Origin of the sequence: Variovorax sp. MHTC-1, assembly GCF_003984645.1 — a bacterium.
Lineage (GTDB): Bacteria > Pseudomonadota > Gammaproteobacteria > Burkholderiales > Burkholderiaceae_C > Variovorax.
Window position 1 is genome coordinate 416,842 of sequence record NZ_RWKI01000003.1, and the last position, 25,708, is coordinate 442,549.

General features: G+C 65.8%; 24 protein-coding genes and 1 tRNA gene. 12 read left to right on the forward strand and 13 right to left on the reverse strand.

Translation table 11 applies throughout. From position 1 onward, the window contains the following. Positions 1-4 precede the first annotated feature (4 nt). From EJI01_RS07820 to EJI01_RS07870, 11 genes are all read right to left on the reverse strand, one after another. On the reverse strand, positions 5-1,429 hold the full coding sequence (locus tag EJI01_RS07820; RefSeq protein WP_126836528.1) for an enolase C-terminal domain-like protein: 1,425 nt from the start codon (positions 1,427-1,429) through the stop codon (positions 5-7). Continuing rightward, positions 1,422-2,276, reverse strand: a complete 855-nt coding sequence (locus tag EJI01_RS07825; RefSeq protein WP_126836529.1) for a sugar phosphate isomerase/epimerase family protein — start codon at positions 2,274-2,276, stop codon at positions 1,422-1,424. Before EJI01_RS07825 ends, EJI01_RS07820 begins: the two co-directional genes overlap by 8 nt. 11 nt (positions 2,277-2,287) lie before the next feature. Continuing rightward, complete coding sequence (locus EJI01_RS07830) at positions 2,288-3,814, reverse strand: tripartite tricarboxylate transporter permease (RefSeq protein WP_126836530.1); 1,527 nt, start codon at positions 3,812-3,814, stop codon at positions 2,288-2,290. 15 nt (positions 3,815-3,829) lie between these two features. After that, entirely contained in the window at positions 3,830-4,426 is a 597-nt protein-coding gene (locus tag EJI01_RS07835) for a tripartite tricarboxylate transporter TctB family protein (RefSeq protein ID WP_126836531.1), read from the reverse strand. Next, positions 4,423-5,433: a Bug family tripartite tricarboxylate transporter substrate binding protein gene (locus tag EJI01_RS07840; RefSeq protein WP_126836532.1), complete on the reverse strand. Its 1,011-nt coding sequence runs from the start codon at positions 5,431-5,433 to the stop codon at positions 4,423-4,425. The genes EJI01_RS07835 and EJI01_RS07840 overlap by 4 nt, the downstream gene beginning before the upstream one ends. A 65-nt stretch (positions 5,434-5,498) precedes the next feature. Then, positions 5,499-6,566 carry a dihydrodipicolinate synthase family protein gene (locus tag EJI01_RS07845; RefSeq protein WP_126836533.1) on the reverse strand — a complete coding sequence of 356 codons (1,068 nt, stop codon included), beginning with the start codon at positions 6,564-6,566 and terminating at the stop codon, positions 5,499-5,501. A gap of 1 nt (position 6,567) precedes the next feature. Then, positions 6,568-7,590, reverse strand: a complete 1,023-nt coding sequence (locus EJI01_RS07850) for an NAD-dependent epimerase/dehydratase family protein (RefSeq protein ID WP_126836534.1) — start codon at positions 7,588-7,590, stop codon at positions 6,568-6,570. Between the two features lie 27 nt (positions 7,591-7,617). After that, entirely contained in the window at positions 7,618-8,805 is a 1,188-nt protein-coding gene (locus EJI01_RS07855) for a dihydrodipicolinate synthase family protein (RefSeq protein ID WP_126836535.1), read from the reverse strand. A gap of 10 nt (positions 8,806-8,815) precedes the next feature. Continuing rightward, the gene (locus tag EJI01_RS07860) at positions 8,816-9,979 is read right to left on the reverse strand and encodes a Gfo/Idh/MocA family protein (protein ID WP_126836536.1); all 1,164 of its coding nucleotides are present in this window, start codon (positions 9,977-9,979) and stop codon (positions 8,816-8,818) included. 24 nt (positions 9,980-10,003) lie between these two features. Then, positions 10,004-10,978: a Bug family tripartite tricarboxylate transporter substrate binding protein gene (locus tag EJI01_RS07865; protein WP_126836537.1), complete on the reverse strand. Its 975-nt coding sequence runs from the start codon at positions 10,976-10,978 to the stop codon at positions 10,004-10,006. 99 nt (positions 10,979-11,077) lie between these two features. Beyond that, positions 11,078-11,725, reverse strand: coding sequence for a TetR/AcrR family transcriptional regulator (locus EJI01_RS07870; protein ID WP_126836538.1), 648 nt, complete (start codon positions 11,723-11,725; stop codon positions 11,078-11,080). 93 nt (positions 11,726-11,818) lie between these two features. Between EJI01_RS07870 and EJI01_RS07875 the strand changes: the two genes are divergently transcribed. After that, a complete protein-coding gene (locus EJI01_RS07875; protein ID WP_126836539.1) occupies positions 11,819-13,543 on the forward strand; it encodes a thiamine pyrophosphate-binding protein in 1,725 nt (574 codons plus the stop codon). A gap of 62 nt (positions 13,544-13,605) precedes the next feature. Here the strand turns inward: EJI01_RS07875 and EJI01_RS07880 are convergent, their stop codons facing one another. Further along, the gene (locus tag EJI01_RS07880; RefSeq protein ID WP_126836540.1) at positions 13,606-14,022 is read right to left on the reverse strand and encodes an SWIB/MDM2 domain-containing protein; all 417 of its coding nucleotides are present in this window, start codon (positions 14,020-14,022) and stop codon (positions 13,606-13,608) included. Between the two features lie 183 nt (positions 14,023-14,205). Then, complete coding sequence (locus tag EJI01_RS07885; RefSeq protein WP_126836541.1) at positions 14,206-15,132, reverse strand: DMT family transporter; 927 nt, start codon at positions 15,130-15,132, stop codon at positions 14,206-14,208. A 39-nt stretch (positions 15,133-15,171) separates the two neighbouring features. Between EJI01_RS07885 and EJI01_RS07890 the strand changes: the two genes are divergently transcribed. From EJI01_RS07890 to EJI01_RS07940, 11 genes are all read left to right on the forward strand, one after another. Beyond that, positions 15,172-15,588, forward strand: coding sequence for a gamma-glutamylcyclotransferase (locus EJI01_RS07890; RefSeq protein WP_126836594.1), 417 nt, complete (start codon positions 15,172-15,174; stop codon positions 15,586-15,588). Positions 15,589-15,806: 218 nt separating this feature from the next. Further along, positions 15,807-17,126 (forward strand): isocitrate lyase, encoded by a 1,320-nt coding sequence (gene aceA, locus EJI01_RS07895; RefSeq protein ID WP_126836542.1) that lies wholly within the window; start codon positions 15,807-15,809, stop codon positions 17,124-17,126. A gap of 271 nt (positions 17,127-17,397) precedes the next feature. Then, positions 17,398-19,305: a threonine--tRNA ligase gene (gene thrS / locus EJI01_RS07900; protein WP_126836543.1), complete on the forward strand. Its 1,908-nt coding sequence runs from the start codon at positions 17,398-17,400 to the stop codon at positions 19,303-19,305. 99 nt (positions 19,306-19,404) lie between these two features. Further along, positions 19,405-20,016 (forward strand): translation initiation factor IF-3, encoded by a 612-nt coding sequence (gene infC, locus EJI01_RS07905; RefSeq protein ID WP_126836544.1) that lies wholly within the window; start codon positions 19,405-19,407, stop codon positions 20,014-20,016. A gap of 147 nt (positions 20,017-20,163) precedes the next feature. Further along, positions 20,164-20,367: a 50S ribosomal protein L35 gene (gene rpmI, locus EJI01_RS07910; protein WP_028253491.1), complete on the forward strand. Its 204-nt coding sequence runs from the start codon at positions 20,164-20,166 to the stop codon at positions 20,365-20,367. A 24-nt stretch (positions 20,368-20,391) separates the two neighbouring features. After that, the gene (rplT, locus tag EJI01_RS07915) at positions 20,392-20,751 is read left to right on the forward strand and encodes a 50S ribosomal protein L20 (protein ID WP_028253492.1); all 360 of its coding nucleotides are present in this window, start codon (positions 20,392-20,394) and stop codon (positions 20,749-20,751) included. A gap of 109 nt (positions 20,752-20,860) precedes the next feature. After that, entirely contained in the window at positions 20,861-21,937 is a 1,077-nt protein-coding gene (gene pheS / locus EJI01_RS07920) for a phenylalanine--tRNA ligase subunit alpha (RefSeq protein ID WP_126836545.1), read from the forward strand. 21 nt (positions 21,938-21,958) lie between these two features. Next, positions 21,959-24,397, forward strand: coding sequence for a phenylalanine--tRNA ligase subunit beta (gene pheT / locus EJI01_RS07925; protein WP_126836546.1), 2,439 nt, complete (start codon positions 21,959-21,961; stop codon positions 24,395-24,397). Further along, the gene (locus EJI01_RS07930) at positions 24,394-24,765 is read left to right on the forward strand and encodes an integration host factor subunit alpha (RefSeq protein WP_126836547.1); all 372 of its coding nucleotides are present in this window, start codon (positions 24,394-24,396) and stop codon (positions 24,763-24,765) included. Before pheT ends, EJI01_RS07930 begins: the two co-directional genes overlap by 4 nt. A gap of 63 nt (positions 24,766-24,828) precedes the next feature. Next, positions 24,829-25,290, forward strand: a complete 462-nt coding sequence (locus EJI01_RS07935; protein WP_126836548.1) for a MerR family transcriptional regulator — start codon at positions 24,829-24,831, stop codon at positions 25,288-25,290. Between the two features lie 26 nt (positions 25,291-25,316). After that, positions 25,317-25,393 (forward strand) — tRNA-Pro (locus EJI01_RS07940). Positions 25,394-25,708: the final 315 nt, after the last annotated feature.

A 25,708-nucleotide genomic window follows, 5' to 3' on the forward strand; every position in this document is an offset into this window, starting at 1 on the left:
GGGATCAGATGGCGAGCGCCGTCATGGCGTCGAAGTCGGGCATGGCCGCGCTCGCGAAACCGGGACAGTCCAGGGAGGCGAGGGCGATGCGGCCATTCGCGATGCAGAGGCGCGCCGCGCCGTGCGAGCGCTCGTAGAGGTCGCCGTGCGCGTCGAGAAAAGCTTGTTGCTCTTCATCCGGCAGCGCGGCCATGCCGTTGACGTAGTGGTGGCCATTGCGCTCCACGTGCGTGATGCCCAGCAGGTTGACCAGGGCCAGGTCCTGCTGCACGGCCAGGCCGGCCTGCGTCGTCAGGTCCTCGGCCGACATGAAGTAGCGGATCTGCGAGGGCTCGGCGTTCCATGCCGCGCAGCGCGCCGCATTGAGCAGCGACTTGTAGAAGCCCTTGCAGGTTTTCGAGGACACGCCGGCATAGCCGCGCGCCCGGGCCTGGACGAAGCTGTCGAGCTCGCCGTCGGACTCGTCGATGATCACCGGCTTGCCGATGCTCGCGCTGCGCAGGTCGCGAAGGTCGCGTTCCAGCGCCAGCTTGCGCACGATCGGCTGCTCGACGAACAGGATCGAGGCGTAGAGCCGCGCGAGCGCGGGCGTCTCGCGCATGCGCGCCATCAGCTCGGCGATGCCGGCCGCGTCGGCGTATTGCTCGTTGCCGTCGAGCGAGACGAAGTAGGGATCGCCGATGCGGTCCAGCACGGCTTCGATCGCGCGGAGGCGCGCGAGGTCGGCATCGATGTCGCCGCCCACCTTGAGCTTGAAATAGCGGTGGCCGTATACGCGCACCACGTCCTCGAGCGTTTCCGGCAGGCCGTCGGCCACCGGCTCCTTCAGCTCGGCCGCTGTGATGGCATCGAGCATGCCGACGGTGTGGCGTGCCTCGATGTGCGCGCCCGGCGTGAGGCTGGCGAGGAAAGCGTCCATCTCCAACCCGTCGAACTCAGGGCGTGCCGGACCGATGCCCGCGGCATTGCTGCGCACCGCTGCGTAGAACGACATCTGCAATGCACGGCACAGCGCATCGAGCACAGCGCGGTCGAGTAGCGCAGGCCCGTAGCTGGCGAGGAGCGGATTAAAGCCGAGCCGCCCGGCTGCCAGGCGGTGCGCGTCGTGGTGCCGCGCGAAGTGGCCGAAGGCGCTCGCGGGCGTGGTCTCGCTCAGGTAGGCCTCGCGCGCCAGCGCCGTGACGCGGCGCAGCTGGTCGAAGTTGTCCTCGTTGCTGAGCGCGAGGTCCTTGTCGAACCACTTGGGTGCCATCAATTCGGCGGCGGCCCCCCAGGCACTCTGCCCGTCGGCGAACTCGATGCGCACGCGCGCGAAGGCCTGGGGGCATTCGGTCAGCGTCACCACGCCGAAGCGGAAGGGCAGGCGCAGCACCACCGGGCGCTCGAACAGCGCGATCTCGCGGATCACGAAGCGCGGCGCCTCAACCATGGCCAACTCCCGCTGCTTCTTCGAGCCCGCGCAAGTAGCCGATGGCGCGCGCGGCCGAGCCCATGCCGTCGGGCACATAGTCGAAAGGTTCGACCGCGACGATGCCCTGGTAGTGGCCGGCCTGCCGCATCTCGCGCAGCGCCGCGAGGATGGGTGCGAAGCGCATCTCGCCTTGCCCCGGCCCGCGGCGATTGGGGTCGTTCACCTGCACGTGGGCGATGTGGCCGGTGGGCATCCAGCGACGCATCAGTGCGGGCACGTCTTCGGCTTCGACTTGACCGGCCGCGCTGCAATCGATCATGGTCTTGAATGCAGGGGAGGCGATGGCTTGCACCAGCTCGACCGCCTGGGCCACGGTGTTCAACAGGTCGGTCTCGGCCGTGGCCAGCGGCTCGATGCAATAGATGACGTCGCATTGCTGCGCGGATCGTGCGGCGGCCGCCAGGCACTCGCGCGCGCGTTCGAGCGCCGCGGCATGCGTATCGCCCGGCGGCACGGAGCGCTGCCTGGGCGAGCCGTGCACCAGGTAGCGCCCACCCAATAGCGCGCAGAGTTCGACCAGGCGCTGCATGACGGCGGTGGTGCGCTGCCGCAGCGCGGCGTCGGCGCTCGTGATCGACAGGCCCGCGGGCGCGACCAGCAGCCAGTGCAGTCCGCTGATCTCGATGCCGTGGTCGCGTGCCATGCGGCCGAAGGCGCGCGCCTCTGCATCCCCGAGGTCCATCGGGTCGGCCGCGAGCGTGAAGGGCGCCACCTCCAGCGCGTCGTAGCCCAGCGCCGCCGCGGATCGGCATTGGGCCTCGAAAGGCAACTCCTTCAGGACCTCGTTGCAGAGAGAAAATTTCATGACGTCCGGCCTCAGGCGCTGCGGCGGAACACGAAGCGCTTGGCGCCGCCCCAGGCCCGGCGCAGGCGGACGTTCACCGCCGGGATGTACATCAGCATCGTCAGGATGGTGACCGCCGCGAGCGCCGCGCAGATGGGCCGCGTGAAGAAGGGCTCGATGCTGCCGTCGGACAGCACCAGGCCGCGGCGCAGGCTCTTGTCCAGCAGGTCGCCCAGCACCAGGCCAAGGACAAAGGGCGCCATCTCGTAGCCGCGACGGCGCAGGAAGAACGCTCCGACGCCGATCGCCAACATGGCGTAGACGTCGAAGAGGCGCGAGGCGATCGCGTACGCGCCGACCGTGCACAGTACGAAGATGATGGGCATGAGGACCGAACGCTTCACGCGCAGCACGAGCAGGAGCGGCCGCACCAGGAACAAGCCGAAAAAGAGGATGCTGATGGTGGCCAGCGTCGTCATCGCCACCACGTCGTAGATGAAGTGCGGCGTCCTGATCATGAGCATGGGGCCGGGCTGGATGCCATGGATGATCATGGCGGCCATCAGCACCGCCGAGGGGGCAGAGCCCGGAATGCCTAAAGCGAGTGCCGGGATGATGCCGCCGGGGATGGCCGACATGTCGCCGGTCTCCGCTGCCATCAGGCCGTCGATCGAGCCCTTGCCGAACTGCTCGCGCTCAGGGCTCGCTGCCTTGGCGGCGGCGTACGACATCCAGGCGCCGGAGTCCTCCCCGACGCCCGGCAGGATGCCGGTCACCACGCCGATGACGCCGGAGCGCAGCACGGTACGCCAGTATCTGACGACCTCCCGGAAGCGAGGCAGCGCGGAATCGCGCACGGCGACGAGCTTGCGTTCGATCGGTTCCGCCAGCGAGGTCAACACCTCGGCGAAGCCGAAGGCGCCGATGAGCGCGGGGATCAGCGCGATCCCGCCGGAGAGCTCGTCCCAGCCGAAGGTGAACCGGTCGTAGGCGTAGAGGCCTTCCTGCCCTATCTGCGCGACGAGCAGGCCGAGGCAGCCCATGAGCCAGCCCTTGAGCGGGTCTTCACCGACGATGCTGCCGGACATCGCGACACCGAAGAGCGCGAGCCAGAAGAACTCGAAAGCGCCGAAGGACAGCGCGATCTCCGCCAGCGCCGGCGTGAACATGGCGAGGCACAGCACGCCGAAGAGCGTGCCGGTGAAAGCCCCCGAAGTCGCGATGCCGATCGCGCGGCCGGCTTCGCCCTTGCGCGCGAGCGCATAGCCGTCGGCGCACGAAGCGGCATTGGCTGCCGTACCCGGGATGTTGAGAAGGATGGCGGTGCGGCTGCCGCCGTAGATGGTTCCGACATAGGCGCAGATCAGGATCAGGATCGCGTCGTTGGGCGACAGCTTGATCGTGAGCGTCGTCAGGAGCGCAATGCAGAGCGTGGCCGACAGGCCCGGCAGCACGCCGACGACGATGCCCAGCAGGGCGCCTCCCAGACCGTAGGCAAGGGACCAGAAGTTCAGGAAGCCGAGGTACGACTCCCCCAGCATTCTCAGACCTTCGAACATGCGGTCTCCTGCGGTTCAGGGCAGATGCACCAGGAACAGTTCCTGGAACACGTAGGTGATGACGACGCCGGTCGCCAGGCCGACGGTGAGCGCGAACGCCAGTCCGCGCAGGCGCTGGTTGCGTGCGCTGCGTTCGGCGAATTGCAGGACGGCGATGGAGACCGTAACGAATAGGGCGGTCGCAAGCCAGAAGGCGAGGCCGTGGCCGACGAGGCCGGCAGCGAACCCGATGCACAGTGCGAGCACCGTCCCTATCCGCCGGAACTCCGTACGGTCGTTTCCGGTGACCGCGCTGTGCGCATACGGCGAAGCGACCAGGCGACGCCAGGAACGGTAGAGCAGCAACAGGCCGAAGAACACGAACACCACCCCGAGCAGGCCCGGCAGCAGGCCCGGCACGGTGTAGGGGTTGATGTCCTGCCTCTCGAGCCGATCCATGCGCAGCGAGCCGATGGTGGTCGCGATGCCGAGCGCGATCCAGCCCAGCGATTGCCGGAGGTCCGAGCGCGGCGAGGTCTTGCGCGCGTGCGCCGCGGCATCGGCCTCCGCTGCCGCGCGTTCGGCGCCGGCCGCGGTGTCGGTGTCGGTGTCGGTGTCGGTGGCGGTCGTCACGGCCGTGCGATGCCGAGCGTCTCGGGCGAGACCTTGGCCTTGCCGCTGTCGAACAACAGCCAGGCGTTGGCCTGTATGGCCGGCATCACGGCCGTCTGCGCCTCGGCGCCGTAGAGCGGCGCGAACAGTGCGCCGCGGCTGGTGGCGTATTTCTTCAGCGTCTCGCTCTTGGCGATGTTGTCGACCCAGATCTTCTCGACCGTCTTCACCACCTCGTCGGGCACGCCCTTGGGAATGAAGATGCCGAAATAGTTGGTCGGCGCCTTGAAGCCGGGCAGCGTCTTCGAGAGCGGCTCGATGGTGCCGAAGCCCTCCAGCTCCAATGCCTTGTCGCTCACCGTGGCCAGCGGCCGGATGCGCTTGCCGCGAATCATGTCGGCCTGCTCGACCGCGAGCTGCGTCGTTACCTCGGTCTCGCCGGCCACCGTGGCCACCACCGCCGGGTTGCCGCCGTCATAGGTTACGTGCCGGTACTTGACGCCGGTGCTCTTCGCGATGAGCTCCATCGCGTTGTGGCCGGCCGAGGTCACGCCCGCCGTGGCCACGCTGATCTGGCCGGGCTTGGCCTTCATGGCGTCCAGCAGGTCCTTGGCGCTCTTGTACGGTGCGGCGGCGTTCACGCCGATGACTTGCACGTTGGCGACGTTGAGGAACAGGTGCCAGTCGGCGATCTTGGTCTTGAGCATGCCCAGCGTTTCGTAGGAGCCCAGGTCCTGCGCCGCGCCGGCGGTCCAGGTGTAGCCGTCCTTGGCCGCATCGAGCGCGCTCTTGCTGCCGATCGAGCCCGAGGCGCCGGGCTGGTTGACGATCACCACCTTCTGGCCCAGCGTCTTCTCGATCTCCGCCGCGGTGACGCGGGTCACCTGGTCGGTGGAGCCGCCGGCGGCCCAGGGGACGATGATGGTGATGGGCCGCTCGGGCTTCCACTGCTGGGCCAGGGCGGATCCGCCGATCGCGGCGAGTGCCGCGGCAATGGCGATGCTTCGGATCAAGGTGCGCTTCTGCATGGTGTCTCCTGGTGATGAGTTGAACTGGGGAAACGGGATGCGAAAACCTTTGAAAGCGAAGCGGCTCAACTCAGCCAGCGCTTCAGATGTTCGGCGACGAAGCCATCGTCGTGCAGATCGGGGTAGGCGTCGTGCACGCGCGTGAGCTCGGCCGCCTGGCCCGGGCTCAGGCCTTCGAGCGGATCGAGGCACCAGGTGCCGGCCAGCAGGCCCTGGCGCCGGAGCACCTCGTGGCAGCCGGCGATGCAGCCGCGGAAATCGTTGGCGACGTCGAACAGGGCGGCATTGCAATCGGTCACCTGCGCATCGAGCGTCAGCAACTCCGTGGGCACCGATGCGGCCGAAGCGATGTCGTGGATGCGCGCGAGCAGTTGCACTGCGCGGCGCGTGCCCACGCTCCAGTGCCCGAGCAGGCCGCCCTTGATGCGCACCGCCACTTCCTTGCCGTCGCGCATGAAGCGGTAGGGCGTGAGCAGGTCCAGCACGATGTGGTCGTCGTTGCCGGTGTAGAGCATGACGCGCGCCTCGGCGCCGGCCTCGACCACGCCGCGCAGCACGTCCAGCGTGCGGTAGCGGTCGAAGGGCGCCATCTTGATCGCCACCACGTTGTCGATCGCGGCGAAGCGGCGCCAGAAGCCGACGGGCAGAGGGATGCCGCCCACCGCGGGCTGCAGGTAGAAGCCGACCAGCGGCATCACATCGGCGATGGCTCGGCAATGATCGATGAGCGCGTCTTCGCTCGCGCCCTTCATCGCGGCGAGGCTCAGCAGGCCTGCGTGGTAGCCCAATGTGCACGCGGTCGCGGCTTCAGCCTTGGCTTGCGCGGTCGAGCCCGCCAGGCCCGCAATCATGAAGAGCGGGCGATTGCCGTCCAGAGGCTCCCAGGTCAGCGCTTCCTGCATCGCGAGCTCGAGCACCGGCTCGTACAGGCCTGCCTCGCGGATCGTGAACTGCGTCGAATGCACGCCGACGGCCAGGCCGCCGGCGCCGGAATCGAGGTAGTAGCGGCTCATCGCGCGCTGGCGGCGTTCGTCGACTTTGCGGTTGGCGTCGAGCGCGAGCAGGTGCGCGGGAATCACCGCGCCGCGCTTCAGCAGCGCGAGCGAGGCCGGTGGGATTTCCGAGTAGTGCATGTCAGTACTTGCCGTCGCGCGCTTCGAAATGGGTCGGCTTGCCGAGGCTCGTCATTCCACGGCGCGTCCAGTCGGCGGTCCAGTCCAGCATGCGCGCCAGTGCGACCTGCGGCGGCCCGAAGAGCTCGAAGGCGCGGCGGCAGTCGATCAGCCAGGCGGTGCCGGCCTCGCGGCCGGTGAAGATCGCTTCGACGCCGAGACGCTGCGCCAGCCCTTGCGCCGCTTCGCGAATCGAGATGGGCGGCCCGCTCAGGTTGAGCGGCGAGGTCGGCGTGTCGCAGTGCGCCAGCGTGCGCAGCGTCCAGTCGTTGGCCTCGCCCTGCCAGATGATGTTGGCATGGCCCATCGTCAGATCGATCGGCTCGCGCGCGACGAGTTTCTGCGCCAGATCGTGCAGCACGCCGTAGCGCATATCGATCGCATAGGAAAGCCGGATCAACCGCCCCGCGGTGCCATGCAGGTGCGAGAAGTGCTGGAACATGCGTTCGCGTGCGACGCAGGAGTTCGCGTACTCGCCGGGCGGCGGCGTCGGCGGCACGTCTTCGCGCGCGCCCGGCCCGCGCACCTCGGCGAAGGGGTACACGCAGGCGGTCGAGAAGGCCACGATGCGCGAATTGCGCCAACGCTCCGCCACCAGTGCGGGCACGTGGGCGTTCATCGCCCAGGTCAGCCATTCGCTGCCGGAGGAACCGAACTTGCGCCCGGCCATGAAGACCACATTGGGGGCGTCGGGCAGGGCCGCCAGCGCCTCGCGCGAGAGCAGGTCGGCTTCGACGCACTCGACGCCGTGGCCTTCGAGCCGCCCGCGCAGGCCGGGCTCGGAGAAGCGCGCCACGCCGGTCACGCGGCGGCCCGGCGTCGCCCGCTGGGCCATGCGGGCCAGCGTGGGGCCCATCTTGCCGCCGACGCCCAGCACCAGGATGTCGCCCTCCACCTTCTGCAGCGTCTGCATAAGCGCCGCGGAAGGTTGCGACATCAGGTCCTCGAGCTGTTCGAGGTCTTCGAAGCGGTCGGGCAATGGCATGGTGGCGATCCCCGTGTGGCGTGTGGATCAGCCGTCGACGCCGTGCATCGCGAGCAGCGTTTTCATGCGCGACACGGCCAGCTCCGGCTGCTCCAGCAGGTTGGCCGCATCTGCAAGCCGGAACAGCTCGGCGAAGTGCGGCAGCGAGCGCGTGCTCTGCTGGCCGCCGACCATCGCGAAGTGCTTCTGGTGGCCGTTGAGCCAGGCCATGAACACCACGCCGGTCTTGTAGAAGCGCGTGGGCGCCGCGAAGATGTGGCGCGACAGCGGCACCGTGGGGCCGAGGATCGCGTGGAACTTCTCGGTATTGCCCTGCGCCAGTTCGCCCAGCGCGGCGCTCGCCGCCGGCGCGATGGCATCGAAGATGCCCAGCAGCGCATCGCTCTTCCCGTGCGTGGGCTCGCTGCCGAATCCGTCGCCGGCGATCAGCTCGGCGTAGTTGAAGTCGTCGCCGGTGTACATGCGCACACCCGCCGGCAGGCGGCGTCGCATCGCGATCTCCTTGTCCTTGTCGAGCAGCGAGATCTTGATGCCGTCCACCTTGTGCGGATGGGCCGCGATGATGGCGAGCGCGGTGTCCATCGCCGCGTCGACATTCTTGGTGCCCCAATAGCCTGCCAGCGCGGGATCGAACATGTCGCCGAGCCAGTGCAGCACCACCGGCTGTTTCGCCTGCGAGAGGATGCGGTCGTAGACCCGCTCGTAGTCGGCCGGGCTCTTGGCGACATGGGCCAGCGCGCGGCTGGCCATCACGATCAGCTTGCCGCCGAGCGACTCGATGGCTTCCATCTGCTCTTCGTAGGCGTGGATCACATCGTCGACGTTTTTCACGTCGATCAGGCTCAGGTGGTCGGTGCCGCAGCCGGAGGCGACGAGCGCACCCGGCACGTCCTTCGCCGCGTCGAGCGAGCGGCGGATCAGCTCCAGGGACGTCGGCCAATCCAGGCCCATGCCGCGCTGCGCGGTGTCCATGGCCTCGGCCACGCCCAGGCCCAGCGACCACAGATGGCGGCGATAGGCAATGGTGGCGTCCCAGTCGACGGCGCATTCGAGCCAGGGGTCGATGGCGGCGAGCGGATCCGCCACGACGTGCGCGGCCGAGTAGGCGATGCGGTCGAACTTGACGCCCGCAGGCGGCTTGACCGGCGTCGTGCCGCGCAGCGTGTACGGCGCGAGCGCACCCGCTGCAGTCGGAAGAGTCAGGGAGAGAGCCATCGGTCGATCCTCAGATCTTCAGCGCCGGCACGTCGATCCAGCGCCGGTCCTTCCAGGATTCGAGCGCGGCCTCCACCAGCTGCACGCCCTTGGCGCCTTCGGGCAGCGTCCACTTGTAGGGCGCGTTTTCCACCACGTGGCGGATGAAGTGCTCCCACTGGATCTTGAATCCGTTGTCGTAGGGCTGCGAATCGGGGATTTCCTGCCACTGGTCGAAGAAGTTCATGGTCTGCTTCTCGTCCGGGTTCCAGATCGGGCGCGGCGTGGCCACGCGCGACTGGGCGCGGCAGGAAGACAGGCCCGCCACGGCCGAACCGTCGGTGCCGTCGACGTGGAAGGTCACGAGGTCGTCGCGGCGCACGCGCGTGGCCCAGCTCATGTTGAGCTGCGCGATCACCGGTTCGCCGCTGTGGCCGCGCAGCTCGCAGGTGGCGTAGGCGGCGTCGTCGGCGGTGGCTTCGTAAGGCTTGCCGTCCTCGTCCCAGCGCTTGGGGATGTGCGTGGCACCGAGGCACGAGACCGACTGCACCTCGCCGAACAGGTTGTCGAGCACATAGCGCCAGTGGCACATCATGTCCAGGATCATGCCGCCGCCGTCTTCCTTGCGGTAGTTCCACGAGGGGCGCTGGATCGGCTGCAGGTCACCCTCGAACACCCAGTAGCCGAACTCCAGGCGCACCGAGAGCATGCGGCCGAAGAAGCCGGCGCGGCGCAGCATGTCGAGCTTGCGCAGGCCGGGGAGGAAGAGCTTGTCCTGCACCGCGCCGTGCTTGAGGCCCGAGCCTTCCGCCAGGCGTGCGATCTCCACTGCCTCGTTGAGGTTGGTCGCGATCGGCTTCTCGCAGTACACGTGCTTGCCGGCGCGGATCGCCTTGGCCAGCAGGGTGGGGCGCATTTGCGTAGTACCGGCGTCGAAGAAGATCGTGTCGTCCTTGTTCTCCAGCGCGCGATCGAGGTCGGTGCCCCAGCGCTGGATGCCGTGCGCCTTGGCCAGCGCCTCGATCTTCTCGGCGTTGCGGCCGATGAGGATCGGGTCGGGCATGACCTTGTCGCCGTTGGAGAGCGTGACGCCGCCCTGGGCGCGGATCGCGACGATCGAACGGATCAGGTGCTGGTTCATGCCCATGCGTCCGGTGACGCCGTGCATGATGATTCCGAGTCGTTGCTGTGCCATGTATGTATTTCCTTCCTTGAGTCTTTACTGCGTCGGCGTGAGGCCTGCGGCCTTCACGAGCTTGGCGTTGCTGGCGATTTCTTCCTTGATGTAGGCATCGAACTGCTCGGGCTTGAGCGTCCAGGCGTCAGCGCCGAGTTTCAGGAAGCGTTCCTTGACCTCCGGGCTGGCGAGCGCCTTCGCGACCTCGTCGTGCAGCCGGATCACGATGTCGCGCGGCGTCTTGGCGGGCGCCATCATTCCGATCCAGAAATTGAACTCGGAGCCGGGCACGCCGGCCTCGGTCGTGGTCGGCACGTCGGGCAGCGCCGCCGCGCGCTTGGGCGAGCCCACGGCCAGCGCGAGCAGTTGGCCGTCCTTGATCTGTCCGATGACCGGCGCGATCGGCGAGAAGTAATAGTCGACGCGGCCGGCCAGCACTTCGGTCACGGCTTCGGCCGAGCCCTTGAACGGGATGTTGGTGGCATCGATGTTGGCGGCCAGCTTGAACTTCTCCGCGTTCAAGTGCGTGGCGCTGCCTTGGCCGGCCGACGCGAAGTTGATGCTGCCGGGCTTGGCCTTGGCCGCCGCGATCAGGTCCTTCAGCGTCTTGATGTTCTTCGAGGGCGAGATCACCAGCGCGTTCGGCAGCGAGGCGATCGGCGTGACGCCGGCGAAGTCGCTCATCGTGTCGAAGGGCAGCTTGGCGAAGGTCGAGGGGCTGACCGTGTGCGAGGACGAGTGGATCATGATCGTGTAGCCGTCCGGCGCTGCCGTGGCCACGGCCTGCTGGCCGATGGTGCCGCTGGCGCCGCCGCGGTTGTCGATCACCAGGGTCTGGCCCATGCTGGCTCCCATCTTGTCGGCGATGGCGCGCGCAATGATGTCGGTGGTGCTGCCGGCCGCGAAGGGCACGATCACGCGGATCGGCTTGTTGGGATAGGCGCCTTGCGCCGCAGCGCCGAGCGAGGTGCTGAGCGCCAGCGCGGCGATGAGGGCGGTGCGTCGGGTCGTGGGCATGGGGAGTCTCCTTGTGTGCAATTCACCAAAAAGTGAATTAGAGATTCTAAAAAGCCATGCGCCGGCCCGTCAACGGCCGAACCCTAGGAGATACCCGTATCAGCGCAGCACGTAGCCCAGCACCAGGTCGGTCATGTGCGACAGCCGCTGCGCCATGGCCTTGGGCGCGCGCAGGTCGCGGCCGAAGACGGCCGACAGCGTGTCGTTGTTCGAGAGATAGAAGTAGCAGAGCGAGGCGATGGAAATGTAGAGCTGCACCGGGTCGACGCCGGCGCGGAAGAGGTTGTCCCTGCGGCCGCGCTCGAGCACCGTGTCGAGCAGCTGAACCAGCGGCGAGTTCATTTCCTGGATGCGGTCGGAGCGCTTGAGATGGGTCGCGCGGTGCAGGTTTTCGCTGTTGAGCAGCGTGATGAACTCGGGGTGGTCGAGGTAGTAGTGCCAGGTGAAGGAGATCAATCGCCGGATCGCTTCGACCGGCTCGATCTCGTCGAGGTGGAGCATCTGCTCTGCCTCGCGGATGTCGGCATATGTGCGTTCGAGCACGGCTAGGAACAAGTCGTCCTTGCTGCCGAAGTAGTAGTAGATCAGGCGCTTGTTGAGCCCGGCGCGCGCCGCGATGCTGTCCATGCGCGCACCGGCGAGGCCGCGCTGCGCGAACTCGTCCCGCGCCGAGGCCAGGATCGCGAGTTGCGAGCGATCCGCGTCGCGCGAGCGCGGTTCTGCGGACGCAGGGAGTGGGGCTTTCATGAACGGAATTTAACCAGTTGGTGAATTAAGACAAGGGATTTCGGTGCACGCAGATAATCCGCGCACCGATATTGCAACAGAGGCATCACGTCCATGAGTTCATCGCAACCTGCAGGCCACTTGATCGTCGAGTGCCTGGTCGAGCAAGGCGTGGAGCTGGCCTTCGGCGTCCCGGGCGAGAGCTTTCTGGCGGTGCTCGATGGCTTCCATGCCTATGGCGAACGCATCCGCTTCATCGTCAATCGACAGGAGGGCGGGGCGGCCTTCATGGCCGAGGCGCACGGCAAGCTCAGCGGTCGACCGGGCATCTGCTTCGTGACGCGCGGCCCGGGCGCCACCAATGCCTCGATCGGCGTGCACAACGCTTTCCAGGATTCGACGCCGATGGTGCTTTTCGTGGGCGACGTCGGCAGCGACTTCCGCGATCGCGAGGCCTTCCAGGAGGTCGACTACGGCAGCTTCTTCGGCCCCAGCACCAAGGGCTTCGCCAAGCGCGTGGAGCGCATCGACGATGCCGACCGCATTCCCGAGTACATCGCGCGCGCCTTCGCCACGGCGATGAACGGCCGTCCCGGGCCGGTGGTGCTCGTGCTGCCCGAAGATATGCTGCGCATCATGACCTCGGCGCGGCCGCTGGCGCGCGTGGAGGCCGTGCAGCCCTGGAGCGACCCCGGCGCCTTGCGTACATTGCGCGCGCTGCTGATGAAGGCCGAGCGCCCGCTGGTGATCGCCGGCGGCGGCGGCTGGACCGTGCAGGCGGCGCAGGCGCTGCAACGCTTCGCGGAGAACTGGCGGCTGCCGGTCGCCAATGCTTTTCGCTTCCAGGACACCTTCGACAACCATCATCCGCTCTATGCCGGCGACGTCGGCATCGCGATCAATCCGAAGCTGGCCGAGCGCGTGAGGCAGAGCGACCTGGTCCTCGTGATCGGCCCGCGCCTCGGCGAGATGACCACCGGCGGCTATACGCTGCTCAAAGCGCCGAAGGCAAGGCAGACGCTGGTGCACATCCATGCCAGCGCCGAAGAGCTCAACCGAGTCTACCAAGCCGACCTGGCCATCAATGCCGGCATGAGCGCGGCCGCGCGCAGTCTCGAGGTGCTGAGCGCGCCGGCCGAACTGCCTTGGGAGGCGTGGACGGCGCAGGCCAACGCGGACTACCTCGCGAACCTCGAGCCCCAGGCCCTCGCGGGCTTGCCGGCCGAGACGCCGCGCGGCGCGGTCGACATGGCGGCGGTGGTTCGGCTGCTGCAGCAGCACCTGCCGCAGGACGCGGCCATCACCAACGGCGCGGGCAACTTCGCGAGCTGGGTGCATCGCTACTTCCGCTACCACGGCCTCGCGAAGGGCCACAAGACACAGCTCGCGCCGACCAGCGGCGCCATGGGCTACGGCGTGCCCGCCGGCATCGCGGCCAACATCGCCACCGGGCGCGTCGCCTTCACCATTGCCGGCGACGGCGACTTCCTGATGAACGGACAGGAGCTCGCCACCGCTTCGCAGCACGGAGGCAAGAGCATCATCGTGCTGCTCAACAACAGCATGTTCGGCACCATTCGCATGCACCAGGAGCGCGAGTACCCGGCGAATGTCAGTGGCACGGCCTTGCGCAATCCGGACTTCTGCGCGCTGGCCCGCGCCTACGGCTATGCGGCCGAACGCGTGACCGAGACCGCCCAGTTCGAAGCTGCGCTGCTGCGCGCGCTGGCGGCCGAGACGGGGACGCTGATCGAAATTCCGCTGGATCCCGAGGTGATCACGACACGCGGCACGCTGTCGTCGATCACCCAGGCCGCGCAGGCGCGACCGCGCGTGTAGGGCAAAAAAAAGCCGGCTCGCGCCGGCTTTCTTCACTCGGGGCGCCGATGGCGCTCCGGGGCTCACTTGACGTGCTTGCCGATCAAGGAGGCGAGCTCGAACATCGACACTTGCGGCTTGCCGAAGATTTCCTTCAGCTTGGCATCGGCGTTGATGTTGCGCTTGTTGGCCTTGTCTTGAAGATTGTTCTTCTTGATGTAGTCCCACAACTTGCTCACGACAGCGGTGCGCGGCAGTGGCGTCGAGCCGACCACGGCAGCGAGCGCCGGGCTGGGGGTCAGGGCCTTCATGAACGCGGCGTTGGGCGTGCGCTTCTTGGCGGGAGCTGCCTTCTTCGCAGGAGCCTTCTTGGCGGGAGCGGCCTTCTTAGCGGGAGCTGCCTTCTTCGCCGCAGCCTTCTTGGCAGGAGCCGCCTTCTTGGCCGGAGCGGCCTTTTTCGCAGGAGCTTTCTTGGCCGGAGCCTTCTTTGCAGTTGCCATGGTTGATTTCCTTTTTTGGATTGGACACTTTCACCAATGAAAAGCGGTGTCTCCACTGGCATTGCGGATGCTAAAGGAGAAGAAACGCGTTTCCAAGGGAAAAAGCGCTTTTTTCATTGGGAGCTGTTGTTTTTTCAGAGGAGAGAAGTGCTCGTTTTCCCTCCGAGCGGTGCGCACGCTGTCTCAGGGGCGGCGCGAAGGCCACGTGGCGAGCACCACGCCGAGCAGCGCAAGCGCGAACGCGCAGACCTGCAGCAGCGACAAACTCTCGCCCAGAACGAGCACGCCGACGACGGCCGCGCTGATCGGCAGCATCACGGTGAACACGCCGGCCTGCGAGGCCGGCACGCCTTTGAGGCCGGTCATCCAGAGCCACACGGTCCAGATGCTCGCGGCCAGCGCATAGACGATCAGGAGGCCCCAGAGGCCGAGCGACACCGCGCCGAAATCGAAGCGAAGCGCGAACCAGATACCCAGCGGCGTCGAGAGCACGAAGCCCCAAAGGTTGATCAGAGAAGAGATGCGCTTGGGGCCGAGCCGGCCGGTGAGCGACTTGCCGATCACAGCGTACGCGGACTCGCAGAGCACGGCGCAGAAGACCAGCAGGTTGCCGAGCCAGGGCATCGATGCCGACGCGCCGCTGCCTGGATGAGCTTGCGCGTGTGCCGGCGCGAACGCGAGCAGGCCGATGCCGAGCGCCGCGCAGGCGATCGCGATCCAGATGCGCATCGTGATGCGCTCGCGCAGAAACAGCCAGCTCGTGAGCGCGACGACGGCGGGGATCGACGCCATGATCACGCCCGCGGACACCGCGCTGGTCAGGCTCACGCCGAACAACATGCAGATCGAGAACAGGAAGTTGCCGAGGAAGGACTCGAGAAAGACCAGGCCGCGCGTGCGCGCGGTCATCGCCGGCTCATCGCTCGGACGGCGCAGCCAATGCGGCATCGCCAACGCCGCTATGCCGAAGCGCAGCCACGCGAGCAGCAGCACCGGGAAGGCAACCACCAGCGGTTTGGAGAGTGCGACGTAGCTGCCGACGAGCGACATGCTCAGGGCCAGGCAACCGTAGGCCACGAAGCGGCCGGGTGCGGGGAGGGCGGTGTTCAATAGACTGGGCGCGTTGCGCAGCAAGAATTGATTTCGATGATGCCCCATTCCGCAGGCCCGGCGGGCCCGACCCGCCACGTGTTCGTCTACGGCACCCTGCGCGCGGGCGGACGCAATGACATCGCTCGCTTCTCGCCGGCGCCCGAGCATGTGGCCGATGCCTCCATCGCGGGCACGCTGTACGACCTGGGCAGCTATCCGGGCGCCGTGCTCGGCGGGACCGCACGGGTGGTCGGCGAGATCTATGCCATCACATCGGCACTCGAAGCACAGCTCGATCTGCTCGAGGAAGTGAAGCCTGGCGACAGCGGCGAATACATCAAGCGGGAACTGAAAGTACAAGCCGGTGCAAAGGAACTCGTGTGCCTGGTCTATGAGATTCATCCGAAGCGCATCGTGGGCAGGCCGGTGATCGCGAGCGGCGACTGGCTGACGCACATGCGCTCGATTTCATGAATGAAGAGTTCATTGCACATCGCGAAATTTGTGCATGCTGCATTGCAATATTTTTTCTCAATACAAGAAAGTTTGTTCCGCATTGAGAAAATTTGCTGTAAGTGGTTGATTTTTAAGGGCAAAAAATATGTCTTCTATAAGACATAAGAGTAGGAGGCCTGTCGTACAGTCATTCCACGGCCCCAGCGCCCAACTCTCAATCAACCCTCGGAGTGACCATGCCCCAAACCATCACTGAACAACTCAGCCGCGAACAGCAGATCGCCGCCCTCGAAAAAGACTGGGCCACCAACCCGCGCTGGAAGGGCATCAAGCGTGGCTACAGCGCAGCCGACGTGGTGCGCCTGCGTGGTTCCTTCCCGATCGAATACACCCTGGCGCGCCGCGGTGCCGAGAAGCTCTGGGATCTCGTGAACAACGAGCCCTACGTCAACTGCCTTGGCGCACTCACCGGCGGCCAGGCCATGCAGCAGGTCAAGGCCGGCGTCAAGGCGATCTACCTGTCCGGCTGGCAAGTCGCCGCCGACAACAACAGCTACGCCTCGATGTACCCCGACCAGTCGCTCTACCCGGTCGACTCCGTGCCGTCGGTGGTCGAGCGCATCAACAACACCTTCCGCCGCGCCGACGAGATCCAGTGGTCGAAGGGCGCGAACCCCAGCGACAAGGACTATGTCGACTACTTCGCGCCGATCGTGGCCGATGCCGAAGCAGGCTTCGGCGGCGTGCTCAACGGTTTCGAGCTGATGAAGGCGATGATCAAGGCCGGCGCCGGCGGCGTGCACTTCGAGGACCAGCTCGCCTCGGTTAAGAAGTGCGGCCACATGGGCGGCAAGGTGCTGGTGCCGACCACCGAAGCGGTGCAGAAGCTGATCGCAGCGCGTATGGCGGCCGACGTCTGCGGCACGCCGACGCTCGTGATCGCCCGCACCGACGCCGAAGCGGCCGACCTGCTGACCAGCGACTACGACGAGAACGACAAGCCCTTCCTCACGGGCGAGCGCACGGCCGAAGGCTTCTACAAGACGAAGAAGGGGATCGAGCAGGCGATCTCGCGCGCCGTCGCCTACGCCCACTATGCCGACCTGGTGTGGTGCGAGACCGGCACGCCCGACCTCGAGTTCGCGCGCAAGTTCGCCGAGGCCGTGCACAAGGTGCATCCCGGCAAGATGCTGGCGTACAACTGCTCGCCCTCCTTCAACTGGAAGAAGAACCTCGACGACGCGACCATCGCCAGGTTCCAGAAGGAACTCGGCGCCATGGGCTACAAGTACCAGTTCATCACGCTGGCCGGCATCCACTCGATGTGGTTCAACATGTTCGACCTGGCGCAGGACTACGTGAAGCGCGGCATGTCCGCATACGTCGAGAAGGTTCAGGAGCCCGAGTTCGCGGCTCGCGATCGCGGCTACACCTTCGTGTCGCACCAGCAGGAAGTCGGCACCGGCTACTTCGACGAAGTGACGACCGTGATCCAGGGCGGCAAGTCGAGCGTGACGGCGCTCACCGGCTCGACCGAGGAAGAGCAGTTCCACTGAACTTCATCGGCGCTTGAGTTTTGTCCCCGCGCGAGCAATCCGCGGGGATTTTTTTCGGCTGCGGATAGAATCGACAGCTCCGTCTCAGCAGCAACAAGAGCGAGAAAGGCACCTTGGTTATGACACCGCGAACTACGCCGCAAGCAACGAGCGGCCTTTTCCTTGAAGGAAGAGGCCGGTAGGCCGCGCACGCTGGAAGCATCCAGCACATGATCAAGCCAAAGCGCGGTCCCGGACCGCGCTTTTTTGTTTTCTCGCCGAGGTTTCTTCCATGATCCAGATCACGCTCCCCGACAACTCGCGCCGCGAGTTTCCCGGCCCGGTTTCGGTGGCCGACGTTGCCAAGTCCATCGGCCCCGGCCTTGCCAAGATGACCGTCGCCGGCAAGGTTGACGGCCAGCTGGTCGACGCCAGCGACCTGATCGACCGCGACGCCAAGCTGCAGATCATCACGCCCAAGGACGACGAGGGGCTGGAGATCATCCGGCACTCGACGGCCCACCTGGTAGGCCACGCGGTGAAGCAGCTCTACCCAACGGCGAGGATGGTGATCGGCCCCGTGATCGAGGAGGGCTTCTACTACGACATCGCCTACGAGCGCCCCTTCACGCCCGAGGACATGGAAGCGATCGAGGCGCGCATGCGCGAGCTGATTGCGCAGGACTACGACGTGGTCAAGAAGATGACGCCGCGCGACGAGGTCATCGAGGTGTTCAAGTCCCGCGGCGAGGACTACAAGCTGCGGCTGGTGGAAGACATGCCCGACGAGAAGGCGATGGGCCTGTACTACCACCAGGAATACGTCGACATGTGCCGCGGCCCGCACGTGCCGAACACGCGCTTCCTCAAGGTCTTCAAGCTCACGAAGCTGGCCGGCGCGTACTGGCGCGGCGATGCCAAGAACGAGCAGCTGCAGCGCGTCTATGGCACGGCCTGGGCCGACAAGAAGCAGTTGGACCAGTACATCCAGCGCATCGAGGAAGCCGAAAAGCGCGACCACCGACGGCTGGGCAAGGAACTGGACCTGTTCCACATCGACGAGGTGGCGCCCGGCGTGGTGTTCTGGCATCCCAAGGGCTGGGCGATCTGGCAGCAGGTCGAGCAGTACATGCGCAAGGTGTACCGCGACACCGGCTACCAGGAAGTCAAGGGGCCGCAGATCCTCGACAAGAGCCTGTGGGAGAAAACGGGCCACTGGCAGAACTACCGCGAGAACATGTTCACGACGGAATCGGAAAAGCGCGACTACGCGCTCAAGCCGATGAACTGCCCGGGCCATGTGCTGATCTTCAAATCCGATCTGCGCAGCTACCGCGACCTGCCGTTGCGCTACGGCGAGTTCGGCCAGTGCCATCGCAACGAGCCCTCGGGCGGCTTGCACGGGATCATGCGGGTGCGGGGATTCACGCAGGACGACGGCCACATCTTCTGCACCGAAGACCAGATTCTCGAGGAATGCGTGGCCTACACGGGGCAATTGCTCAAGGTCTATGCCGATTTCGGCTTCACCGAGATCCTCTACAAGGTCGCGACGCGGCCCGACAACCGCATCGGCTCCGACGAACTCTGGGACAAGGCCGAGCATGCGCTGATGGAGGCACTGCGCCGATCGGGCGTGGAGTTCGTCATCTCACCCGGCGAAGGCGCCTTCTACGGGCCGAAGATCGAATACACGCTGCGAGACGCCATTGGACGCCAGTGGCAGTGCGGCACGATGCAAGTGGACTTCAACATGGCCGAGCGCCTGGACGCAGAGTACGTCACCGAGTCCAGCGGCCGTGCACATCCCGTGATGCTGCATCGTGCGATCGTCGGCAGCCTCGAGCGGTTCATCGGCATGCTGATCGAACATCACGCCGGCGCGCTGCCCGCCTGGCTGGCTCCGGTACAGGTCGCGGTGCTCAATATCAGCGAGGGGCAGGCCGATTACGCATCTCAGGTTGCGAAATCGCTGCAAAATCAAGGGCTTAGAGTTTTGCTCGATCTGCACAACGAGAAGATTACGTATAAAATACGGAAGCATTCGTTGCAAAAGCTTCCCTACATCCTCGTCGTGGGCGACAAGGAGAAGGAAGCAGGTGCCGTCGCAGTGCGCGCCCGGGGCAATCTTGATCTCGGTGCCATGTCGGTGGAGGCGTTCTCCCAAAAGATCGCCGACGACATCCAACACAAGCTTTGAATTTGAACCGGTTCAAAGGCTGATTTTGAGCAATCAGGCTGCTTGTGGGCGTGGACTAGACGGCGTTCGCTACAGTTTTTGTAGCAGATTGATTGAAGGATCCTGACCATCGCTACTGCATTTCGCGACCGCCGCCACCGCGAGGAACGCCAACACCGCCTGAACCGGGAAATCATGGCCCCGGAAGTCCGTCTGATCGGGCCCGACAACGAGCAACTGGGTGTCGTGAGTCTTGCCGAGGCCTTGCGGCTGGCCGGTGAGCAAGACGTGGATCTGGTGGAAGTCGTCGCGGCGGCCAATCCGCCGGTCTGCCGCCTGATCGAGTACGGCAAGTTCAAGTACCACGAGCAGAAAAAGGCCGCCGAAGCGAAATCGAAGCAGAAGGTCATCGAGGTCAAGGAAATCAAGTTCCGGCCGGGTACCGACGAAGGCGACTACAACATCAAGATGCGCAACATCCGGCGCTTTCTTGACGAGGGCGACAAGTGCAAGATTACCTTGCGCTTCCGGGGGCGCGAGATCACGCACCAGGAACTCGGTCTGGCGCTGTTGCAGCGCATTCGTGAGGATCTGGGCGACGCGATCGTGGTCGAGCAGTTTCCGAAGCTCGAGGGCCGGCAGATGATCATGATGATCGCACCGGGCCGCAAGAAGGCGGGTGGCGCGGCAAAACCGGCGGCTGAGTCGACAGCCGCACCTGCTGCGGCCTGAGCTGAAGAGGTAGAAGGATTCGAAGGGATTTCGCCTTTGCCAGTACTCCAAGGTGCAGGCAAGGGCGGGATAAAGAAGTGTCTCGGGGCCAACAAGCCCGTGGAATATCCGCGGCGCCTCACGAGCACAAACTAAAGGAGCATTCACATGCCCAAAATGAAGACCAAGAGCAGCGCGAAAAAGCGTTTCCGCGTTCGTCCCGGTGGCACCGTCAAGCGCGGTCAAGCCTTCAAGCGTCACATCCTGACCAAGAAGACCACCAAGAACAAGCGTCACCTGCGTGGTGCAACGGCAGTTCACGAGACCAACATGGTTTCGATGGCCGCCATGTTGCCCGGCAGCGGCATTTAATCCAGACGAACAAGGAGTACACACATGCCTCGCGTCAAACGTGGTGTAACGGCTCGCGCCCGCCACAAGAAGGTTCTCGCACTCGCCAAGGGTTTCCGCGGTCGCCGCGGCAATGTCTTCCGCATCGCCAAGCAGGCGGTGATGAAGGCAGGCCAATACGCCTACCGTGACCGCCGCACCAAGAAGCGCGTGTTCCGCCAACTGTGGATTGCCCGTATCAATGCGGCTTCGCGCGAGCTGGGCCTGACCTACAGCCAGTTCGCCAACGGCATCCGCAAGGCCGGTATCGAGATCGACCGCAAGGTCCTGGCCGATATCGCCGTGCACGACAAGGCCGCTTTTGCCGGCATCGTGGAGCAGGTCAAGGCCAAGCTGGCTGCTTGATCCCGCACAGCGGGTTGCCGTCTTCCGGATGGCGGCCTGCGCCCACGGCACAAGGGCTGGCGCTTGAAAGGGCTCCAGCCCTTTTTTCTTTCACCTCGAAATTTTCCCCATGAACGAGTTGGATTCCCTGGTCGACACCGCACGCGCCGCCTTCGCGAAGGCCAAAGCCCCGGCCGAACTCGAGAACGCCAAGGCGCAGTTCCTCGGCAAGGCCGGCCGCATCACCGAGCTGATGAAGGGCATGGCCGCGCTCTCCGTCGACGAGAAGAAGTCGCGCGGCGCCGCGATCAACGTGGCCAAGCAGGCCATCGAAGCCGCACTCACCGAGCGCCGCCAGCATCTGGCCGACGAGGAGCTTGCCGTTCAGCTGCGCGCCGAAGCGCTCGACGTCAGCTTGCCCGGCCGCCAGCGCGCGTCCGGCGGCCTGCATCCGGTGAGTCGCACGATGGAACGCATCGAGGCGATCTTCTCAAGCATGGGTTTCGATGTCGCAGACGGCCCCGAGATCGAGAGCGACTGGCACAGCTTCACCTCGCTCAACAATCCGCCGAACCATCCTGCGCGCTCGATGCAGGACACCTTCTACGTCGACATCAACGGCGAAGACGGCATCCCGTACAACCTGCGTCCCCACACCAGCCCGATGCAGGTGCGCTATGCGCATCAGCACGTGAAGAAGTACGCGGCCGAGTTCGAAGCTGCGGCGGCTGACATCACCGGCACGATCAAAGCGCCCGAGATCCGCGTGATCGCGCCGGGCCGCACCTACCGCGTCGACAGCGATGCCACCCACTCGCCGATGTTTCATCAGTGCGAAGGCCTGTGGCTGGGCGAGAACGTGAGCTTCAAGGACCTCAAGGTCGTGTTCACCGACTTCTGCCGCACCTTCTTCGAAACCGACGACCTGGTGCTGCGCTTCCGTCCCAGTTTCTTCCCCTTCACCGAGCCGAGTGCGGAGATCGATATCCAGTTCCAGACTGGCCCGCTGGCCGGCCGCTGGCTCGAAGTCGCCGGTTCGGGCCAGGTGCATCCGAACGTGGTGCGCAATATGGGCCTGGATCCCGAACGCTACATCGGCTTCGCCTTCGGCATGGGCCCGGACCGGCTCACGATGCTGCGCTACGGCGTGAACGACCTGCGCCTGTTCTTCGATGGCGACCTGCGCTTCCTGAGCCAATTCCAGTAAACCGAGAACGAGAACGACGAGATGCAATTTCCAGAGTCGTGGTTGCGCGAGTTCTGCAACCCGCCGCTTTCCAGCGCAGAACTGGCGGAGACGCTCACGATGGGCGGGCTCGAGGTCGAAGAGCGCCGGCCGGCAGCCCCGCCCTTCACCAAAGTCGTGGTCGGCGAGATCAAGGAAGCGGCGCAGCACCCGAACGCCGACCGTCTGCGCGTGTGCCAGGTCGACGCGGGGCAGGGCACCCTGCTCAACATCGTGTGCGGTGCGCCCAATGCGCGCGCCGGCATCAAGGTGCCGCTGGCACTGGTCGGCGCCGAGCTGCCGCCGGGCGACGACGGCCAGCCCTTCTTGATCAAGCTGGGTAAGCTGCGCGGCGTCGAGAGCCAGGGCATGCTGTGCTCGGCGCGCGAACTCAAGCTGAGCGAAGACCATGGCGGTCTGCTCGAGCTGCCGGGTGATACGCCCGTCGGCGCCGACGTGCGCGAGGTGCTGAAGCTCGACGATTCGCTGCTGACGCTCAAGCTCACGCCCAACTTGGCGCACGGATTGAGCGTTTACGGCATCGCGCGCGAGCTCGCGGCGTTGACCGGTGCGCCGCTCAACACACCTGCCATCCCCCCGGTGGCGGCGGCGTTGAAGGACAAGCTGCCGGTCCAGGTCGCGGCCCCCGACCTGTGCGGCCGCTTCTCGGGCCGCATCGTCCGCGGCGTCGATACCAAGGCCGCGACGCCGGCCTGGATGGTCGATCGTCTTGCGCGCTGCGGCCAGCGCAGCGTGTCGCCGCTGGTCGACATCTCGAACTACGTGATGTTCGAGTACGGCCAGCCCAGCCACATTTTCGATCTCGACAAGATCCACGGCGGCCTCACGGTGCGCTGGGGCAAGCCGGGCGAACAGCTCAAGCTGCTCAACGGCAACACGGTCACGGTCGACGAGAAGGTCGGCGTGATCGCCGACGAGCGCGGCGAGGTCGAGTCGCTGGCCGGCATCATGGGCGGCGATGCGACGGCCGTGTCCGACGACACGCGCAATATCTATGTCGAGGCTGCCTTCTGGTGGCCCGAATCCATCCAGGGCCGCTCGCGCCGCTTCAATTTCAACACCGATGCAGGGCACCGCTACGAACGCGGCGTGGACCCGAGCCGCACGGTCCAGGTCATCGAGCGCATTACGCAGCTGATCGTCGACATCTGCGGCGGCCGGGCCGGCCCCATGGATGACCAGATCCTGCGCCTGCCGGAAGCCAAGCCCGTCACGCTGCGCGTGGCGCGCGCGGCCCGCGTGATCGGCATGCCGCTCACCCAGGCCCAGTGCGGCGATGCGCTGCGCCGGCTCGGCCTGCCCATGGAAGAGGGCGAAGGCACGCTGGTGGTCACGCCGCCGCCGCACCGCTTCGACCTGCAGATCGAGGAAGACCTGATCGAAGAGGTCGCCCGCCTGGTCGGCTACAACAACCTGCCGACCACGGCTCCGCTGGCGCCGATCACCGCGCGCGTGCAGCCCGAGGTCCAGCGCAGCCGCTTTGCCGTGCGCGATCGCCTGGCAGCGCTCGGATACCAGGAAACCATCAACTTCAGCTTCGTCGAGGCGCATTGGGAGCAAGAGCTCGCCGGCAATGCCAACCCGATCCAGCTGCTGAATCCGATCGCGAGCCAGATGAGCGTGATGCGCTCGTCGCTGATCGGCTCGCTGCTCCAGGTGCTGAAGTTCAACCTCGACCGCCGAGCGTCGCGCGTGCGCGTGTTCGAACTGGGCCGCGTGTTCCTGCGCGACGACGCGGTCGCCACCACCGACAGCACCGTGAAGGGCATCCACCAGCCGATGCGCGTGGCCGGCCTGGCCTGGGGCGATGCCGAAGCGGCGCGCTGGGACGGCAAGGCGCAGCGCGTCGACTTCTACGACATCAAGGGCGATGTCGAAGCGCTGCTCGCACCGCTGGTGCCGACCTTCGAGGCGACCGAGCATCCCGCGCTGCATCCAGGCCGCGCGGCCCGCGTGCTGCTCGACGGCCGTGCGATCGGCGTGGTGGGCGAGCTCCACCCGCGCTGGCGCCAGACCTGGGAGTTGGCGCAGCCGCCCGTGCTGTTCGAACTCGAGCTCGATGCGGTCACCTCGCGGCCGCTGCCTGAAGCGCAACCGGTGCCCAAGCACCAGGCGGTGGAGCGCGACATCGCCATCGTGGTGGCCGAAGCAATCACGCACGATGCGCTGATGCGAACCATCCGCGCGGCCGCGGATCCCGGCCTGCTGCGCGATGCCGTGCTGTTCGACATCTACCGGCCTCCCGTCGCCCGGGACGGCATCGTCATCCCCGGCGGCCTGGCGCAAGGCGAGAAAAGCATGGCCGTGCGCCTGCGCTTCAACAGCGACAGCGCCACTCTGACCGACGAGCAGGTCGAAGCGGCGGTGGCCACTATCCTCGAGCAACTCAGCGCGCGGCTCGGCGCACATCTGCGGGTATGAAAGCCATGGAATTCACGCTCGAGGTCCTCGAAACGCCCGCGCTCACCAAGGCGCACCTGGCCGACCTGCTGTTCGAGCAGATCGGCCTCAACAAGCGCGAATCCAAGGACATGGTCGAAGCCTTCTTCGACCTGATCGCGGCCAGTCTGATCGAGGGCACGGACGTCAAGATCTCGGGCTTCGGCAACTTCCAGATCCGCGTCAAGGCGCCGCGACCGGGCCGCAATCCGCGCACCGGCGAGGCCATTCCGATCGGCGAGCGCCGCGTTGCTACCTTTCACGCCAGTGCCAAGCTGAAGGAACAAATTCACGGCAGCATCGGCGAAGAGGGGCCGCAGGAGGTGGAGTGGAGCCTCGGCGCCGAATAGTGCTTGGTCGCGCGCGGTGCGTGGAGTAATCTCTAAGGTTTCCCTCGCACCGTCTTGATTTCAATGGAGAAAACGCTCCCACCGATTCCCGTCAAACGCTACTTCACGATCGGTGAGGTCGGCGAGTTGTGCGGCGTCAAGCCGCATGTGCTGCGCTACTGGGAGCAGGAGTTCACGCAATTGCGTCCGATGAAGCGGCGCGGCAATCGGCGCTACTACCAGCACCATGAGGTGCTGATGATTCGCCGCATCCGCGACCTGCTCTACGACCAGGGCTTCACCATCAGCGGCGCCCGCAACAAGCTGCAGGAGATGGTCCAGTCGGAGCGCGACCGCCGCAAGGCCGGCGAAGTGCCGCTCGAAGGCATGGAGGCAGTGGAGATCGATCAGGAAGAGTTCGAAGCCGCGCTCAAGGAAGGCGCGGACCTGCCGCACGGCCCAGACCGGACCGTCGACTTGTCGCAGTTGCTCAACCTGCGGCGCGAGCTGTACGAAATTCGCGAACTGCTCAGTCCAGGTCACTGAAAACGCACGGCTATAATCAAAAGCTTCGGTGTGTGGCGCAGCCTGGTAGCGCACTTGCATGGGGTGCAAGGGGTCGAAGGTTCGAATCCTTTCACACCGACCAAAATCGCTAAATAGATCAACGGGTTAGGGCCACAAGCTCTGACCCGCTTTTCTTTGCGACTGACAAATAGACGGGGCTTCTGACAAACCCAGCTGTTTTCAGGCTGCATCGCGGCCTCCGATCGCCGAGGGCAGCGGTCTGGAAGATGGCACTTTCCGGCGGTAAACCCGCTTCGTGACCTTCACGTCCTCGTGGTGCAGCAGCTCCTGCGCAGCCACGTCGGAGGACGCATGACTCCTCGCGTCCGCTGACGCCGACTCCCCCTTGGGGTGGACGGGAGCCTGTAGACGGTTCTTCTGAACGCCGTTACATTCG

What these genes read in the sequence shown, in the direction of transcription:
- EJI01_RS07820 (WP_126836528.1), bottom strand. Translation starts at nt 1,429, where the DNA reads ATGGTTGAGGCGCCGCGCTTCGTGATCCGCGAGATCGCGCTGTTCGAG.
- EJI01_RS07825 (WP_126836529.1), bottom strand. Translation starts at nt 2,276, where the DNA reads ATGAAATTTTCTCTCTGCAACGAGGTCCTGAAGGAGTTGCCTTTCGAG.
- EJI01_RS07830 (WP_126836530.1), bottom strand. Translation starts at nt 3,814, where the DNA reads ATGTTCGAAGGTCTGAGAATGCTGGGGGAGTCGTACCTCGGCTTCCTG.
- EJI01_RS07840 (WP_126836532.1), bottom strand. Translation starts at nt 5,433, where the DNA reads ATGCAGAAGCGCACCTTGATCCGAAGCATCGCCATTGCCGCGGCACTC.
- EJI01_RS07845 (WP_126836533.1), bottom strand. Translation starts at nt 6,566, where the DNA reads ATGCACTACTCGGAAATCCCACCGGCCTCGCTCGCGCTGCTGAAGCGC.
- EJI01_RS07850 (WP_126836534.1), bottom strand. Translation starts at nt 7,590, where the DNA reads ATGCCATTGCCCGACCGCTTCGAAGACCTCGAACAGCTCGAGGACCTG.
- EJI01_RS07855 (WP_126836535.1), bottom strand. Translation starts at nt 8,805, where the DNA reads ATGGCTCTCTCCCTGACTCTTCCGACTGCAGCGGGTGCGCTCGCGCCG.
- EJI01_RS07860 (WP_126836536.1), bottom strand. Translation starts at nt 9,979, where the DNA reads ATGGCACAGCAACGACTCGGAATCATCATGCACGGCGTCACCGGACGC.
- EJI01_RS07865 (WP_126836537.1), bottom strand. Translation starts at nt 10,978, where the DNA reads ATGCCCACGACCCGACGCACCGCCCTCATCGCCGCGCTGGCGCTCAGC.
- EJI01_RS07870 (WP_126836538.1), bottom strand. Translation starts at nt 11,725, where the DNA reads ATGAAAGCCCCACTCCCTGCGTCCGCAGAACCGCGCTCGCGCGACGCG.
- EJI01_RS07875 (WP_126836539.1), top strand. Translation starts at nt 11,819, where the DNA reads ATGAGTTCATCGCAACCTGCAGGCCACTTGATCGTCGAGTGCCTGGTC.
- EJI01_RS07880 (WP_126836540.1), bottom strand. Translation starts at nt 14,022, where the DNA reads ATGGCAACTGCAAAGAAGGCTCCGGCCAAGAAAGCTCCTGCGAAAAAG.
- EJI01_RS07890 (WP_126836594.1), top strand. Translation starts at nt 15,172, where the DNA reads ATGCCCCATTCCGCAGGCCCGGCGGGCCCGACCCGCCACGTGTTCGTC.
- aceA (WP_126836542.1), top strand. Translation starts at nt 15,807, where the DNA reads ATGCCCCAAACCATCACTGAACAACTCAGCCGCGAACAGCAGATCGCC.
- thrS (WP_126836543.1), top strand. Translation starts at nt 17,398, where the DNA reads ATGATCCAGATCACGCTCCCCGACAACTCGCGCCGCGAGTTTCCCGGC.
- rpmI (WP_028253491.1), top strand. Translation starts at nt 20,164, where the DNA reads ATGCCCAAAATGAAGACCAAGAGCAGCGCGAAAAAGCGTTTCCGCGTT.
- rplT (WP_028253492.1), top strand. Translation starts at nt 20,392, where the DNA reads ATGCCTCGCGTCAAACGTGGTGTAACGGCTCGCGCCCGCCACAAGAAG.
- pheS (WP_126836545.1), top strand. Translation starts at nt 20,861, where the DNA reads ATGAACGAGTTGGATTCCCTGGTCGACACCGCACGCGCCGCCTTCGCG.
- pheT (WP_126836546.1), top strand. Translation starts at nt 21,959, where the DNA reads ATGCAATTTCCAGAGTCGTGGTTGCGCGAGTTCTGCAACCCGCCGCTT.
- EJI01_RS07930 (WP_126836547.1), top strand. Translation starts at nt 24,394, where the DNA reads ATGAAAGCCATGGAATTCACGCTCGAGGTCCTCGAAACGCCCGCGCTC.
- EJI01_RS07935 (WP_126836548.1), top strand. Translation starts at nt 24,829, where the DNA reads ATGGAGAAAACGCTCCCACCGATTCCCGTCAAACGCTACTTCACGATC.